The sequence below is a fragment of the Phytopseudomonas punonensis genome (assembly GCF_900142655.1).
In the GTDB taxonomy this organism is placed as follows: domain Bacteria; phylum Pseudomonadota; class Gammaproteobacteria; order Pseudomonadales; family Pseudomonadaceae; genus Aquipseudomonas; species Aquipseudomonas punonensis.
On record NZ_FRBQ01000001.1, the window covers coordinates 1,433,558 to 1,447,812 of the forward strand.

The following is a 14,255-nucleotide window of genomic DNA, read 5'->3' on the forward strand; positions in this document are numbered from 1 at the left end:
TCACTCGACCTCCGTGGCCAGGGCGTTGATCGCCGCGGCAGCCATGGCACTGCCGCCGCGGCGGCCCTGGACGATCACGTAGGGCACGCCGTGTTCGGCGTAGGTGGCGGCGAGCAGATCCTTGGATTCGGCGGCGCCGACGAAACCGACCGGGAAGCCGAGGATCAGCGCTGGCTTGGGCGCGCCCGCCGCGAGCATATCGAGCAGGTAGAACAGCGCGGTCGGCGCATTGCCGATCACCACCACCGAGCCTTCCAGGTGTTCGCGCCAGTGCTCCAGCGCCACCGCCGAGCGGGTGTTGCCGAGCTGCTTGGCCAGCTCCGGCACGCCAGCATCGTTGAGGGTGCAGATCACTGGGTTACCGACCTGCAGGCGTGCCCGGGTGACGCCCTCGGCGACCATACGGGCGTCGCAGAGAATCGCCGCGCCCCTGGCCAGCGCTTCACGCCCGGCCGTGCCGGCGCCGGGTGAGAAACGCAGATCCTGCACCACATCGACCATGCCGCAGGCGTGGATGACCCGCACCGCGAGCTTCTCCAGATCAGCCGGAATGCCGCTCAGGTCGGCTTCGGCACGGATGATGGCGAAGGAATTGCGATAGATCTCCTGACCATCGCGGATGTAATCGGTCATCGGGTGAAACTCCGGGTAGCGGTGAGCGAGGCCAGCAGTTCGGCGGCGTCGTCAGGTGTCAGGTGGTGGCCAAGCAACTGGCCGAAGCCGCTGCCGAGGGGCTGGCGGGCGAACAGGTCGTAACGACCCTCGGCCACGGCCAGCAAGGTGAAGGGCGCGCGGTGGGCGGCGGCGCAGGAGCGGCTGCAGCCCGTGAGGTGAATGCCTGGCTGCTCGCTGCCATCGGGCAGCAGCTCGGCCAGGCGCAGGGCATCGGCCTTGGTGTCGGCCAACCCTTTGGCGCATCCGCTGGCGCCGGTACACGCAATGATCCGCGCCAGCGGCGCGCTGGCATCGGTCAGCAGGCCTAGCCCGTGCAGGCTGTGGATAACTGAATCGGCAGCGGCCTCGCCAATATTGGGCAGCAGCACGCTCTGCCAGGGCGTCAGTCGGATGCTGGCATCGCCATAACGGCGGGCGAGATCCGCCAGGTCGAGTAGCTGTTCGGCAGCCAACCGACCGAGCACGGTGGCGGCGCCGATATGCACTAGGCCCGGCTGGCGCTGGGCATGGACGCCAAGATGGGCATTGCCTTGCGCCGGGGCACGGCGCCACTCGCCTGCCGGCAGCAGCGCATCTCCCAGTCGCTCCTGCAGGCGCTGCAGCAGGTCGGCAGGCGAATGATTTTCCAGCAGATGGCGCATGCGCGTCTGCTCGGGCGTGGCCAGCTCCAGGAACAGGTCGAGCAAGGCAATCACCAGCTTATGAGCCAGGGCTTGCGGCACCACGGCGAGCGCGGGTGCATCCCCCGCAGAAACGGGCGGGCAACCGGCGAGGCCGAAGGCGTAGCCGATCCCATCTTCCACGGGCAGAGCGCTGAGCCAGATATCGTGGGGGTGTTCGAGCATCGCCAGACGCTCGCCGCCGTCGAGCAGCAGGGCGAACTTCGGCGACAGGGTATGCAGGCGCGGCGTGTTCTCCAGGGTCGTCAGCAGTTGCGCGGCCAGTGGTGAGATATCCACAAGCGCCTCCGTGTCGACGCCAGCGGCCGGGCTGACCATCAGGTTGCGCACGTCATCGGCGCCGGGCGAGCGCGGGCCCAGGCCGGCGTCCAGCAGCTCGGTTATCAGCGCGTCTTCACTACCCGCACGGATACCGCGAATCTGCAGATTGCCGCGGTTGGTGGCTTCGATCACGCCATTGGCATGGCGTTGAGCTGCCCTGGCAATGCGTTCGGCCTGCTCGGCCTCAAGGCGCCCGCAAGGCAGCTTGATCCTACAGATGCCACCATCCTTCGCTTGCACGATACGCAGCAACCCCGGACAAGCCGAGGGGCGAACAGCAGGGGATGGAATGCAAAAAGCCTGTTTCAACGGATCACCGGGGTCGGGTCACATGGGCATCCGTTCGAGGATAGGCCAGAGAAGGGTCAGCTTCTATCACCGGGACACCCCGCCCGGTGTGGGCTCATGCGACTGAATCGGTCGGCAGGTCTCCTGGCTCGCAGGTCATCGCGCCTGGCCGGCCTTCCCGGTTTCCCAGTGGCGATTGGCAAGGCGCTCGCTGCTACAGTTGCGGGGGCAGCCACGGCGGAAAAGCTGCCCAATAGCTGCTGCGCGTCGGTCCTGCTGCGTTAGAACCTGACTGGAGCGCCAGCCCGGTCGGACTGCTCATGTACAGAAGTACACTCCGCTTCCTCGCCACGTTCTGCCTTGCAGGACTCTAGCTCGCTAGCTATTGAACCGCTTTTCTCGTGTTCCCTCTTAGGCCCGCATTTGCTCACATGTAGCCGCTGGGCACCGACAGAGGCGCTATTATGCCCGCTTTGCCCGTCGGGATGAAAAGCCGTGTCGTCGGATGGCAGCCATGCCCTACGGATCGCGGGTCTGAGTCGGGTGGACAACGCTGTTTTTGTCCGCCAGGCACACAGGTTCAGCAGCGGACGCGGAGCGTCCTGAGCGGCATTCCCATGCGGACGGTTCGACGCCTCTACGTGAGGAACGATCCGATGCGTGACATCCGGTTGAGTGGGCAGTTTTTGATTGGTGAGGATACGCAGATGACACCCTGGCTGACCGTCGTGGGCATTGGTGAGGACGGCTACCCTGGCCTCGGCAAGGTAGCGCGGCATGCATTGCTGGCGGCCGAACAGGTGTTTGGCAGCGAGCGCCAGCTCGCGCTATTGCCGCACTGCATTCGTGCCACACGGCTGGAGTGGCCGAAGCCATTTTCCCTGGCGCCAGTGCTCGCACAGCGCGGCATGTCGGTCTGTGTATTGGCCAGCGGCGACCCGATGTTCTTTGGCGTTGGCGCCAGCCTGGCCCGCGAGTTGCCGAGCGAGGAACTGCGCATTCTGCCTGCGCCGTCGTCCGTTTCCCTGGCAGCGGCGCGGCTGGGTTGGCCGCTGCAGAGCACACCGGTGGTGTCTCTGGTTGCTCGTCCGCTGGCCGCCCTCAACGCGCACATTCACCCTGGCACGCGTCTGCTGGTGCTGAGCAACGACGGTGACAGCCCGGCAGCCATCGCCGAGTTGCTCCGTGAACGTGGCTTCGGCCCCAGCCGGCTAAGCGTCTTCGAGCACCTGGGTGGCGAGCATGAGCGGCGCATCGACGGGCTGGCCGAAGGCTGGTCGCTGGCCCGTGCGGCGGATCTCAACCTGGTGGCCATCGACTGCCTGGCTGGCGATGAGGCCCGGCGCCTGCCGCTGACGCCCGGCCTGCCGGACGATGCCTACCGCCACGACGGCCAGCTGACCAAGCGCGACGTGCGCGCGGTCACCTTGTCGCGCCTGGCACCATCGCCCGGCGAGCTGCTCTGGGATGTCGGCGCCGGTTGCGGCTCCATCGGCATCGAATGGCTGCGCGCGCACCCCAGCTGCCGCGCCATCGCCATCGAGGCCGATGAGGGGCGGCAAGCGCATATCGCCCACAACCGTGATGCGCTCGGTGTGCCCGGCTTGCAGCTGGTGGCTGGGCGGGCGCCCGAGGCACTGGAGGGACTGGCCGCGCCGGATGCGATCTTCATCGGTGGCGGCGTTACCGCGCCAGGCGTGCTGCAAGCTTGCTGGCAGGCGCTCAAGCCCGGCGGCCGGCTGGTCGCCAACGCCGTGACATTGCAGAGCGAGGCGGCGCTGATCGCCTTTCGTGGCGAGCAGGGCGGCGAGTTGACCCGCATCGAAGTGGCCCAGGCCAAACCCCTGGGCGGCTTCGATACCTGGCGCGGCGCCCTGCCGATCACCCTGCTCGACGTCCATAAGCCGCGATGAGCCGCATCCTCGTGCTCGGCGGCATCGGTGAGGCACTGAATCTCGCCCGCCGGCTCGGCCCAAGGCATATCTACAGCCTCGCCGGGCTGGGCAAGGTGCCGGAGGATCTGAGCTGCCGGGTGCGCGTCGGCGGCTTTGGCGGTTCCGAGGGGCTGGCCGACTTTATCCACAGGGAAGGCATTACGCTGCTGGTCGACGCCACGCATCCCTACGCAGCGCAGATCAGCCGTAACGCGGCACGCGCTGCGCAGCAGGCCGGCGTGGCCTGCTGGGCGCTGCGGCGTCCGGGCTGGACGGCGTCACCGGGTGATGACTGGCGCGAGGTGTTCGACTGGCCGTCACTGATCGCCGCGCTGAGCGATTTCCAGCGGCCGCTGTTCACCCTGGGTCGTGAGCCGTTGGAGCACTTGCACGAGATTCCTGCCCACCAGCATTGGACGGTGCGCTGCCTGCAAGGCCAGCCGGCGGGCGAGCGCGCCGAAGTGATCGGTGCGCGCGGGCCGTTCAGCCTCGAGGACGAACGCGCGTTGTTCGAGCGGCTGAACTGCGACGTGCTGGTCAGCAAGAACAGCGGCAGCGCGGCCACCGAGCACAAGCTGCAGGTCGCCCGCGAACGCGGCGTGCCAGTGCTGGTACTGCAGCGGCCGGCGTTGCCCGCGGTGGATCGCGAGTTCTGCGAGCCCGAAGCGCTCTGGCAGGCGTTGCTGGAGCTTGGCGTTTAAGGCCCTTGCCCGTAGCGAAACGCTGTTCGTCACGACGCTGTTAAACTGCCGCACTTTTTGCGGAGCCCGACCATGACTGCCACGCCCTATGCCCAGTTGCTATTCGCTGGCCCGGACCTGCTCGACGGCTCGTTCGCCGAGTTGTTTCGTGCCCGCCTGGTCGAGCTGCGCGGCGCGGCGTCGCTGGCCGATATCGTCGACACCGGCGCAGGTTACGACGGCCTCTGGCAGCGCATGGGCGAGGGCAACGGTAGCTGCCTGGTGATCGACCTGGAGCCGCAGAGCAGCAGTCAGCACGTCGATTGGCTGCGCAGCGAGCTAGCGGCCAAGACCGATCCCGAGTGGGTATTCGTCACCAGCCTGTTCGGCCAGCTCGATGCCGATGCCGCTGCAGCCGCCTGTGCGCTGATCGAGCGCCCTGAACTGCACCTGAGCTGCGTCGATGTGCCGGCGCTGCCCGGCAGCCACGCCTGGTCGAAGATTCCCACTCACCAGCACCGCGTATTGCTCTGCAACGGCCCGCGCTGCACCCGCCGTGGCGCGCTGCCGCTGTGGAAAATACTGCGCGAAAAGGTCAAGGCAGCTGGCAAGCTGGAGTGCGAAGGCGGTGTGCATATAACCCGTACGCAGTGCCAGTTCCCCTGCGACCAGGGCCCGACCCTGACGGTTTATCCACCGGGCCATTGGTACCAGGTGCGTAGCGAAGAAGACGTGATCCGCCTGGTCGACGAGCAACTGGTCGCTGGCCGCCCAGTACCCGAGCTGATGATGTCGCGCCCGTAGCCGTAGCCTGGTTCGAGCGCAGCGACACCCGTGGCAGGTCGACTATCCGAGTCCGCCCCCGGGTTACGCCTGCGGCTAACCCAGGCTACCCAAGGCACATGCGGTATCCCTCACTCGACCTGCACGCGTTTCGGGCTAACATGCCGGCATCATAAGAATTCGAGTCATGCATGACCGCCCTGTTTCTGCGTTATCGCACCGTCGCCATCGTACTGCTGATCGCCATCGGTCTGGCTGCCAGCCTGTGGTTGGCCAGCCGGTATGCCGAACAGCGCGCCTGGGCGGATCGCAGCAGCGAGGCCCACGGTCAACTGCAGCTGTATGCACAATCGATTCAGACCCTGGTCGATCGCTTTCGCTCGGTGCCGCAGCTGCTGGCGATGGACAGCGACATCCAGGCGCTCCTGCATTCGCCGGATGACCCGCAGTTGCGCGACAAGCTCAACCGCCGCTTCGAACTGCTCAACGCCGCTGCAGGTGCCAGCGTGCTGTACCTGATCGACCGGCAGGGGCTGACCCTGGCGGCCAGCAACTGGAACGAGTGGAGCAGTTTCGTTGGCAACAATTACAGTTTTCGTCCTTACTTCCAGGATGCCCTGCATCGCACGTCAGGCCGTTATTTCGCGGTCGGGGTCACCACCGGGGTGCCGGGTTATTTCCTCTCCCACGCGGTGTACGACGACAACGGCGCGGTAATCGGCGTGCTGGTGGTCAAGCTCGAACTCGAGGAATTGCAGCGTGAATGGGTTGGCCAGCCCGGCGTACTGCTGGTGGCCGACAGCTATGGCGTGGTGATTCTCAGCAGCCGCCCGGCCTGGCGGTTCCGGGCGCTGGAAGAGCTCGACGCGCTGGATCAGGCCGAGCTGGTGGAGGTGCGCAAGTATGCGGAGCGCCCCCTTGAGCGACTGGCCAAGCAGCCGGGCCGCAGTTTCGATGGTGATGCCGACTGGATGATCATCGATGGCCCTGATGGCCGACACAGCTACCTGTGGCAACGCCAGGATCTGGCCAGCGAGGCCTGGACGCTGCACCTGCTGATCGAAGAAGACAGCCTCGGCGACACCGCTCGCAGCTATCGCCTGGCGGCAGCCGGTATATGGCTGACGTTGGTGTTTCTGGTGCTGTTCCTGCTCCAGCGCCGCAAGAACCAGCGGCTGCAGGCCAGTATCCGGGAAAACCTCGAGCGTGAGGTGACGCTGCGTACCGCCGAACTTCGCGAGGCCCAGGAGGGCCTGGTGCATGCGGCAAAAATGGCGGCGTTGGGGCAGATGTCGGCGGCCATGGCCCATGAGATCAACCAGCCCCTGACAGCCATCCAGATGCACCTGAGCAGCCTTGGCCTGTTGCTCGACAACGGCCGTGAGCGTGATGTACGCATTGGGCTGGTACGCATCGACGGTCTGCTGCAGCGCATGGCCAGCCTTACCGGCCATCTGAAAACCTTCGCCCGCAAGAGCCCGGCCGGGCTCAGTGAGCGGCTGTTGCTCAGCGACGTGCTGGAGCAGGCACTGTTGCTGCTGGCGCCGCGGCTGCGCAGCGAACAGGTCGAGCTGGTGCGCGAAGTGCGCAGCGAAGCCTGGGTATGTGGCGATGCCATTCGCCTGGAGCAGGTGATCCTCAATCTGCTCAACAACGCCCTGGATGCGATGCTCGACCGCCCCACGCGGAGGCTTGGTGTGCAGATAGACGTTGAGGACGAGCAGTGCGTGATGCGTATCAGCGACAGCGGCGGCGGTATCTCCGAAGCGAACCTGGGCCGCGTGTTCGAGCCATTCTTCACCACTAAACCGGTGGGCGAGGGCCTGGGCCTCGGGCTGGCGATTTCCTATGGGATCGTGCGCGATCTGGGCGGCAACCTGGAGGCTGCCAACAGCGCCACTGGGGCGGTCTTCACCCTGCGGTTGCCCAAGCATGAATGATTGCAGGCGCGTTCGAGCATGGCACGGCAGCCCGCTGCCACACGGGTGCGGCCATGGCGTTACACTGCGGCGATGAGCCAGGAGGTGTTATGGGTGGTCAGGTAATCGTCGTCGATGATGAAGCCGCGATTCGCGAGGCGGCACAACAATGGCTGGAGTTGTCCGGCTTCAGCGTGCAGGTCTGCTCCTGCGCCGCACAAGCGCTGGCATTGATCGATGTCGATTTTCCCGGCGTGCTGATCAGCGATGTACGCATGCCCGGCACCGATGGCCTGCAGTTGCTGGGCAAGGTGGTCGAGTGCGATCGCGACCTGCCGGTGATCATGATCACCGGGCATGGCGACGTGCCGATGGCCGTGCAGGCGATTCAGCAGGGGGCCTACGACTTCATCGAAAAACCCTTCACCCCGGAACGCTTGCTCGACGTTGTGCGGCGCGCGCTGGAGAAGCGCCGGCTGGTCTGCGAGAACCGCGCCCTGCGTCAGCAGTTCGGGCTCAAGGACGGCATCGCTGCACAGCTGCTGGGCGTATCGCGCCCCATGGAACGCCTGCGCCGGCAGATTCTCGAGCTGGCCGGTACCTCGGTGAACGTGCTGATTCGCGGCGAGACCGGCTCCGGCAAGGAGCGCGTGGCGCGCTGCCTGCACGACTTCAGCGAGCGTGCCGACAAGCCATTCGTGGCCCTCAACTGCGCGGCGATTCCCGAGCACCTGTTCGAGAGCGAACTGTTCGGGCATGAGAGCGGTGCCTTCACCGGCGCCCAGAGCAAACGCATCGGCCGTATCGAACATGCCGACGGCGGCACCCTGTTTCTCGACGAGGTAGAAAGCCTGCCGTTGGCACAACAGGTCAAGCTGCTGCGCGTGTTGCAGGAAAAGACCCTGGAACGGTTGGGTTCGAACCGCAGTATCCGCGTCGACCTGCGGGTGATCAGCGCGGTGAAGCCCGACTTGCTCGACGAAGTGCGCGCCGGGCGTTTCCGGGAGGACTTGCTCTACCGCCTGAACGTCGCGACCTTGCAGATTCCCCCGCTACGTGAGCGCCGTGAGGACATCTCGCTGCTGTTCGAACATTTCGCCGCACAGGCTGCGCAGCGTCACGGCCGCAGCCTTGAGCCGTTGACGCCGGCCGAACTGGCCAACCTGTTGGGCCATGACTGGCCAGGCAACGTGCGGGAACTGATCAACGCTGCCGAGCGTCACGCCCTGGGTTTGAGCGGCTCCACCCAGGAAGACGCCGAGCAATCGCTGGCCCAGCAGATGGAAGCCTTCGAGGCGCAGTGTCTGCACAATGCGTTGATGCGCTGCCGTGGCAGCATCCTGCAGGCCATGGAGCTGCTGCAGCTGCCCCGTCGCACCCTGAATGAGAAGATGCAGCGCCATGGCTTGCAGCGCAGCACCTATCGGCCTGCGGGTAGCCCCGACGAGGAATGAGCGGAATCTTGCCGGTTGCCTGAGCGGCAATCGGCGATGTTTCGCTGATTTTCGCCGGTTCCGGACAACGCGGTCTCTCTAGTACGGTGGTTACAAGGCCTGGCACGGCATCTGCAATGGTCATCTAGCAACCGGCATTCGTCGACCGGTGACTAATAAAGACAAGAGCCGTCATGCAGCGCAGCCGCGCGGCGTTTTCCGTCTTTCTCTGGTCATCGATCCCGAACCGGCTCTCTGACAAGAATAAGCACGGAGAAACACCCATGCGACTGACCAAGCGTTTCAGCCTTCTCGCCGCTGCCGTGGCCATTACCGCCAGCACGGCGGTGTTCGCCGCACCTACCTTTATCAACGTCCTGACCGGTGGTACCAGCGGGGTTTACTACCCGATTGGCGTGGCGCTTTCGCAGGTTTATGGCAACGGCATCGAGGGTTCGAAGACCTCCGTGCAGGCTACCAAGGCCTCAGTGGAAAACCTCAACCTGCTGCAGGCAGGGCGCGGCGAACTGGCCTTTGCCCTCGGCGACTCGGTGGATGATGCCTGGAAGGGTATCGAGGATGCAGGCTTCAAGGCGCCCCTGAAGAAAATCCGCGCGATCGCCGCTACCTACCCGAACTACATCCAGATCGTCGCCAGCAAGGAATCCGGGATCAAGACCCTGGAAGACCTCAAGGGCAAGCGCATCTCCGTCGGTGCACCGAAATCCGGTACCGAGCTCAATGCCCGGGCAATCTTCAAGGCCGCTGGCCTGAGCTACAAGGACATGGGCCGGGTCGAGTTCATGCCCTATGCCGAGTCGGTCGAGCTGATCAAGAACCGCCAGCTGGATGCCACCCTGCAGTCGTCCGGCCTGGGCATGGCCGCCATCCGTGACCTGGCGTCGATGGTACCGATCACCTTCGTGGCGATCCCGGAAGAAGTGGTGACCAAGATCGGCAGCAGCGCCTATCAGGCACGCGTCATCCCAGCCGGCACCTATGACGGCCAGGATCAGGACGTACCGACTGCAGCCATCATCAACATTCTGGTCAGCCATGAAGGCGTCGATGACGAAGTGGCCTACCAGATGACCAAGCTGATGTTCGACAACCTGCCACGCCTGGTTAATTCGCACTCGGCCGCCAAGGACATCAAGCTGGAAACCGCCACCGAAGGCCTGCCGATTCCGCTGCACCCGGGCGCCGAGCGCTTCTACAAGGAAGCGGGCGTACTCAAGTAATCGCCCTGGCCGGGCGCCAGCACGGCGCTCGGCACACTTCCCGCTTCGCCGGGTGGATGCAGGCTGTCAGCTGATGGTCGGCATTCACTCGCAGTCCGATTATTCGCCCTCTGGGCGTCAGCGAAGGTGTGACCAGCATGAGTGAACATCAGGGGCTGAACGCCAGCCCGAGCGAATGGCCGAAGGCGTTGTTCTACACCGCCTTGCTGTTCTCCACATACCAGATCATCACGGCGGCCTTTCATCCGGTGTCCAGCCAGGTGCTGCGCGCCGGCCACGTCGGCTTCCTGTTGCTGATGGTCTTCCTCTGCTACCCGGCCCGCGGCACTGGCCGGCCCTGGCAGCCGCTGGCCTGGTTGTTGGGCCTTGCCGGGATGGCGACCTTCGCCTACCAGTGGGTTTTCGAAGGTGACCTGATTCAGCGTTCAGGTGACCTCACCACGTTGGATATGATCATCGGCATCGGCCTGACGCTGCTGATCTTCGAGGCCGCACGTCGGGTCATGGGCATCGCCCTGCCGCTGATCTGTGGGTTGTTCCTGCTCTACGGCCTGTTCGGTGAATACCTGCCGGGCGATCTGGCGCACCGCGGTTATGGCTTCGACCAGATCATCAACCAGCTGGCGTTCGGTACCGAGGGTTTCTACGGCACCCCGACCTATGTGTCGGCGACCTACATCTTCCTGTTCATCCTGTTCGGTGCGTTTCTCGAGCAGGCTGGCATGATCAAGCTGTTCACTGATTTCGCCATGGGCCTGTTCGGCCACAAGCTTGGCGGCCCGGCCAAGGTCTCGGTGGCGTCCTCGGCGTTGATGGGCACCATCACCGGCTCCGGCGTGGCCAACGTGGTGACCACCGGGCAATTCACCATCCCGCTGATGAAGCGCTTTGGCTATCGCCCGGCCTTTGCCGGTGCGGTAGAAGCGACGTCGAGCATGGGCAGCCAGATCATGCCGCCGGTGATGGGCGCCGTGGCGTTCATCATGGCCGAAACCATCAACGTACCGTACGTGGAAGTCGCCAAGGCTGCACTGATTCCCGCGCTGCTGTATTTCGGCTCGGTGTTCTGGATGGTTCATCTGGAGGCCAAGAGCGCCAACCTGCGCGGCCTGCCGAAAGACCAGTGCCCCAGCGCCTGGGCGGCGGTCAAGGAGCGCTGGTTCCTGTTGATTCCCCTGCTGGTGCTGGTGTACCTGCTGTTCTCCGGGCGCACGCCGATGTTCTCCGGTACCGTCGGGTTGGCGCTGACCGCCATCGTGATTCTCGGTTCGGCGATCATCCTCAAGGTGTCGTCGAAGATCATGCGCATGGTGTTCTGGATTGCCCTGGGCATTCTCTGTGCGGGCTTCTTCCAGCTCGGTATCGGCGTGGTGTTCGGGGTGATCGGCGCGCTGGTGGCGGTCTGCTGGTTCATCAAGGGCGGCCGGGAAACCCTGCAGGCCTGCGTGCATGCGCTGGCCGAAGGTGCGCGCCACGCGATTCCGGTCGGTATCGCCTGCGCCCTGGTAGGGGTGATCATCGGCGTGGTCTCGCTGACCGGTATTGCCACCACCTTCGCCGGCTACATCCTCGCCATCGGCCAGAACAACCTGTTCCTGTCGCTGGTGCTGACGATGATCACCTGTCTGATTCTCGGCATGGGCATCCCGACCATTCCCAACTACATCATCACCAGTGCGATTGCCGCGCCGGCGCTGCTGGATCTGGGCGTGCCGCTGATCGTCTCGCACATGTTCGTGTTCTATTTCGGCCTGATGGCCGACCTGACGCCGCCGGTGGCGCTGGCCTGTTTCGCAGCCGCACCGATCGCCAAAGAGAACGGCTTCAAGATCAGCCTGTGGGCGGTGCGCATCGCTGCCGCTGGCTTCGTGGTGCCGTTCATGGCCGTGTACGACCCGGCGCTGATGATGCAGGGCGACAGCTGGGGCGCGACCTTGTACATGTTCATCAAGAGTATATTCGCCGTCGGACTGTGGGGCATGGCGGTGGTCGGCTACCTGAACATGCGCCTGGCCTGGTGGGAGCGCATCTGGGCATTCGCGGCCGGGGTCGCGCTGATTCTGGCCCTGCCGATCAGTGATGAAATCGGTTATGCGCTGGGCGCCCTGCTGATCGCCCAGCATCTATGGCGCGCCCGCCGCGTTGCCGTGGCCGCCGCTTGATCGGCTTGTGCCTAGGGCTGGCGGGGGCGGTATGGGCACAGGTGCCCGTGCCGTCCTTCACCCTGGCCTGGAACCACACGATCGAGAAGATCCGCTGGGAAGAGGACTACCGCGTTACGCCGGACGGGCTGCTGCTCGGCGAGGCGCGGGTGCGCGGTAGTGGCGCCGGTATGGAAATCCCCGATGGCGCCGTGCTGCGTGACGGTGCCTGGCATTACCAGCGCCAGATGCCGCCTTTACAGCCCTTGCGCGTCGGCCGCATCCCCGAGGCTGGCGACTATCAACTTTGCGATGCTCAGGGCTGTAAGCCCTTCAGCGAGTGGCTCGGGCCACCGACGGCGAGCCAGCCCGCTGTGGAGCTGTGGAGTTGTGAACTGGCGGGCAGGTAAATGGCGGGAGCAGCCGTTCGCGATCTTGTAGGAGCGGCTTTAGCCGCGAGTTTTTTATCAAGGTAAACAAAGAGCTCGAGGCTAAAGCCTCTCCCACAATTGAACGTCCGCTTCTGCTTTGGAGCAGTTACCCTGTCCATATTTCATGTGTTCAAGGCTTGCTGCGCATCTCTGCTAATTCTGTCCGCAAGGCCCTTAGCTCATCGAGAATCAGTTGCTCGCGCTGCACGCGGGCTTCGACCTCGGGATCCGGCCCCTGGGCATCCTGCATGGCATTGACGATCACCGCGATGAACAGGTTGAGCATCATGAAGGTGGCGATCAGGATGTAGGGCACGAAGAACACCCAGGCCAGTGGGTACTGCTCCATCACCGGCCGCACGATTCCCATCGACCAGCTCTCCAGCGTCATCACCTGGAACAGGGTGTAGAGGCTAGCGCCGATGCTGCCGAACCACTCGGGAAAGTCTTGCCCGAACAGCTGAGTCGCCATCACCGCTGCGACATAGAACAACAGCCCCATCAGCATGACGATGCTGCCCATGCCCGGCAGCGACGCCAGCAGCGCATGCACCACCTTGCGCATGCTCGGATTGATTGAAACCAGACGTAGCACCCGCAATACGCGCAGGGTCCGCAGCACGCTGAACGGGCCGCTGGCGGGCACTAGGGCGATGCCGACCACCAGGCAATCGAACACCGCCCAGGGATCACGTAGCAGGCCGATGCCCCGTGCGGCAAAACGCAGCCCCAACTCGATCACGAATACCGCCAGGATAAACATATCCACAGGCACCAGCAGCCAGCCCCAGTCGGCGACGATTTCCGCGGACGTGAGCAGGCCGAGAATGGCGGCGTTGATTAGGATCAGCGCGGTGATGACGCGTTGGACGGGCTTGCCGTCCATGAACCGGGCCAGTTGCTGGCGCCAGGGGCTGGGAGCATTCGCAGTGACGATAGGGGTCATGATGGTATCGATGGTGGTAGTCGAGGCTGCCGAGAGTAAATAAGCGGGTTGATGGAAGATAGCGCGGCAGCCCACGCGATTTTCGCTAAATGTGTAGCCGTCGTGCGGGCAGTATGTTGTCCACAGGCGTTTCTTAGCCCGGTAACGGTATTGCCGAACGCGGCGCCGATCATTAGCCTGCGCTCTTTGCCACGAGGCCCAGGCCTCCCAACACGACGGATCACGGCATGAGCGAGCAGGGTCGCAACATCACCTTCTACCTGGAAATGCATAGCCCCGAGCAGGTGCGCGGCAAACCCATGCCAGACGATCTGCAGGTGGTCGAATGCCGGATCAAGCAGTTCCAGCTCAACCGCTTTCTCTACCAGTTGATCGGTGAGCCCTGGGAATGGACGGACAAGCTGGTCTGGTCGGACGCGCAGTGGCGCGAAGCGATCGAGCGCGACGATCACCGCACCTGGGTGGCTTATCACCAGGGCGCTATCGCCGGTTACTACGAGCTGCAGCGCGACGCCGAGGGCGCAGTGGAAATCCTCTATTTCGGCCTGGCCCCGGTCTTCTTCGGCCAGGGTTTCGGCGGCCCGCTGCTGACTCACGCGCTGCAGTCCGCCTGGGCCTGGCCAGGCACCCGGCGTGTCTGGGTGCACACCTGCACGCTCGACCACCCCAGCGCGCTGGCCAATTATCAGGCGCGGGGCCTGGAGCTCTATCGTCAGGAACGTGAGGGCTAAAGCGGCATTGCGTCGAGACATCCTGGCGGCTGCGCTGTCAGATATCGAGCGA

General features: G+C 64.6%; 12 protein-coding genes and 1 riboswitch. Of the genes, 9 read left to right on the plus strand and 3 right to left on the minus strand.

Annotation, left to right across the window (positions count from 1 at the left end; genetic code table 11):
- A complete protein-coding gene (locus tag BUC40_RS06475) occupies window positions 1–633 on the minus strand; it encodes a precorrin-8X methylmutase (RefSeq protein ID WP_073263723.1) in 633 nt (210 codons plus the stop codon).
- A complete protein-coding gene (gene cobG / locus BUC40_RS06480) occupies window positions 630–1,985 on the minus strand; it encodes a precorrin-3B synthase (protein WP_073263725.1) in 1,356 nt (451 codons plus the stop codon). Before cobG ends, BUC40_RS06475 begins: the two co-directional genes overlap by 4 nt.
- A 96-nt stretch (window positions 1,986–2,081) precedes the next feature.
- A riboswitch (cobalamin riboswitch) is annotated at window positions 2,082–2,431 on the minus strand.
- Window positions 2,432–2,671: 240 nt separating this feature from the next.
- Between cobG and cbiE the strand changes: the two genes are divergently transcribed.
- The 8 genes from cbiE to BUC40_RS06520 all read left to right on the plus strand — a co-directional run bounded on the left by cbiE (window position 2,672) and on the right by BUC40_RS06520 (window position 12,505).
- Window positions 2,672–3,877 carry a precorrin-6y C5,15-methyltransferase (decarboxylating) subunit CbiE gene (gene cbiE / locus BUC40_RS06485; RefSeq protein ID WP_073263921.1) on the plus strand — a complete coding sequence of 402 codons (1,206 nt, stop codon included), beginning with the start codon at window positions 2,672–2,674 and terminating at the stop codon, window positions 3,875–3,877.
- Window positions 3,874–4,599 (plus strand): cobalt-precorrin-6A reductase, encoded by a 726-nt coding sequence (locus tag BUC40_RS06490; protein WP_073263727.1) that lies wholly within the window; start codon window positions 3,874–3,876, stop codon window positions 4,597–4,599. The genes cbiE and BUC40_RS06490 overlap by 4 nt, the downstream gene beginning before the upstream one ends.
- Window positions 4,600–4,671: 72 nt before the next feature.
- On the plus strand, window positions 4,672–5,382 hold the full coding sequence (locus tag BUC40_RS06495) for a (2Fe-2S) ferredoxin domain-containing protein (protein WP_073263729.1): 711 nt from the start codon (window positions 4,672–4,674) through the stop codon (window positions 5,380–5,382).
- Window positions 5,383–5,552: 170 nt separating this feature from the next.
- Entirely contained in the window at window positions 5,553–7,301 is a 1,749-nt protein-coding gene (locus tag BUC40_RS06500; protein ID WP_073263732.1) for a sensor histidine kinase, read from the plus strand.
- Window positions 7,302–7,390: 89 nt separating this feature from the next.
- The gene (locus tag BUC40_RS06505; protein ID WP_073263734.1) at window positions 7,391–8,734 is read left to right on the plus strand and encodes a sigma-54-dependent transcriptional regulator; all 1,344 of its coding nucleotides are present in this window, start codon (window positions 7,391–7,393) and stop codon (window positions 8,732–8,734) included.
- Between the two features lie 263 nt (window positions 8,735–8,997).
- On the plus strand, window positions 8,998–9,954 hold the full coding sequence (locus BUC40_RS06510; RefSeq protein ID WP_073263736.1) for a TAXI family TRAP transporter solute-binding subunit: 957 nt from the start codon (window positions 8,998–9,000) through the stop codon (window positions 9,952–9,954).
- Window positions 9,955–10,091: 137 nt separating this feature from the next.
- The gene (locus tag BUC40_RS06515) at window positions 10,092–12,116 is read left to right on the plus strand and encodes a TRAP transporter permease (protein ID WP_073263738.1); all 2,025 of its coding nucleotides are present in this window, start codon (window positions 10,092–10,094) and stop codon (window positions 12,114–12,116) included.
- A complete protein-coding gene (locus BUC40_RS06520; RefSeq protein ID WP_073263923.1) occupies window positions 12,113–12,505 on the plus strand; it encodes a DUF1850 domain-containing protein in 393 nt (130 codons plus the stop codon). The genes BUC40_RS06515 and BUC40_RS06520 overlap by 4 nt, the downstream gene beginning before the upstream one ends.
- 151 nt (window positions 12,506–12,656) lie before the next feature.
- On the opposite strand, the gene BUC40_RS06525 is transcribed toward BUC40_RS06520, so the two are convergent.
- The gene (locus BUC40_RS06525) at window positions 12,657–13,472 is read right to left on the minus strand and encodes an ion transporter (RefSeq protein ID WP_073263740.1); all 816 of its coding nucleotides are present in this window, start codon (window positions 13,470–13,472) and stop codon (window positions 12,657–12,659) included.
- 227 nt (window positions 13,473–13,699) lie between these two features.
- Between BUC40_RS06525 and BUC40_RS06530 the strand changes: the two genes are divergently transcribed.
- On the plus strand, window positions 13,700–14,203 hold the full coding sequence (locus tag BUC40_RS06530) for a GNAT family N-acetyltransferase (protein WP_073263742.1): 504 nt from the start codon (window positions 13,700–13,702) through the stop codon (window positions 14,201–14,203).
- Window positions 14,204–14,255: the final 52 nt, after the last annotated feature.

What these genes read in the sequence shown, in the direction of transcription:
- BUC40_RS06525 (WP_073263740.1), bottom strand. Translation starts at nt 13,472, where the DNA reads ATGACCCCTATCGTCACTGCGAATGCTCCCAGCCCCTGGCGCCAGCAA.
- cbiE (WP_073263921.1), top strand. Translation starts at nt 2,672, where the DNA reads ATGACACCCTGGCTGACCGTCGTGGGCATTGGTGAGGACGGCTACCCT.
- BUC40_RS06500 (WP_073263732.1), top strand. Translation starts at nt 5,553, where the DNA reads ATGACCGCCCTGTTTCTGCGTTATCGCACCGTCGCCATCGTACTGCTG.
- BUC40_RS06530 (WP_073263742.1), top strand. Translation starts at nt 13,700, where the DNA reads ATGAGCGAGCAGGGTCGCAACATCACCTTCTACCTGGAAATGCATAGC.
- BUC40_RS06490 (WP_073263727.1), top strand. Translation starts at nt 3,874, where the DNA reads ATGAGCCGCATCCTCGTGCTCGGCGGCATCGGTGAGGCACTGAATCTC.
- BUC40_RS06515 (WP_073263738.1), top strand. Translation starts at nt 10,092, where the DNA reads ATGAGTGAACATCAGGGGCTGAACGCCAGCCCGAGCGAATGGCCGAAG.
- BUC40_RS06510 (WP_073263736.1), top strand. Translation starts at nt 8,998, where the DNA reads ATGCGACTGACCAAGCGTTTCAGCCTTCTCGCCGCTGCCGTGGCCATT.
- BUC40_RS06475 (WP_073263723.1), bottom strand. Translation starts at nt 633, where the DNA reads ATGACCGATTACATCCGCGATGGTCAGGAGATCTATCGCAATTCCTTC.
- BUC40_RS06495 (WP_073263729.1), top strand. Translation starts at nt 4,672, where the DNA reads ATGACTGCCACGCCCTATGCCCAGTTGCTATTCGCTGGCCCGGACCTG.
- BUC40_RS06505 (WP_073263734.1), top strand. Translation starts at nt 7,391, where the DNA reads ATGGGTGGTCAGGTAATCGTCGTCGATGATGAAGCCGCGATTCGCGAG.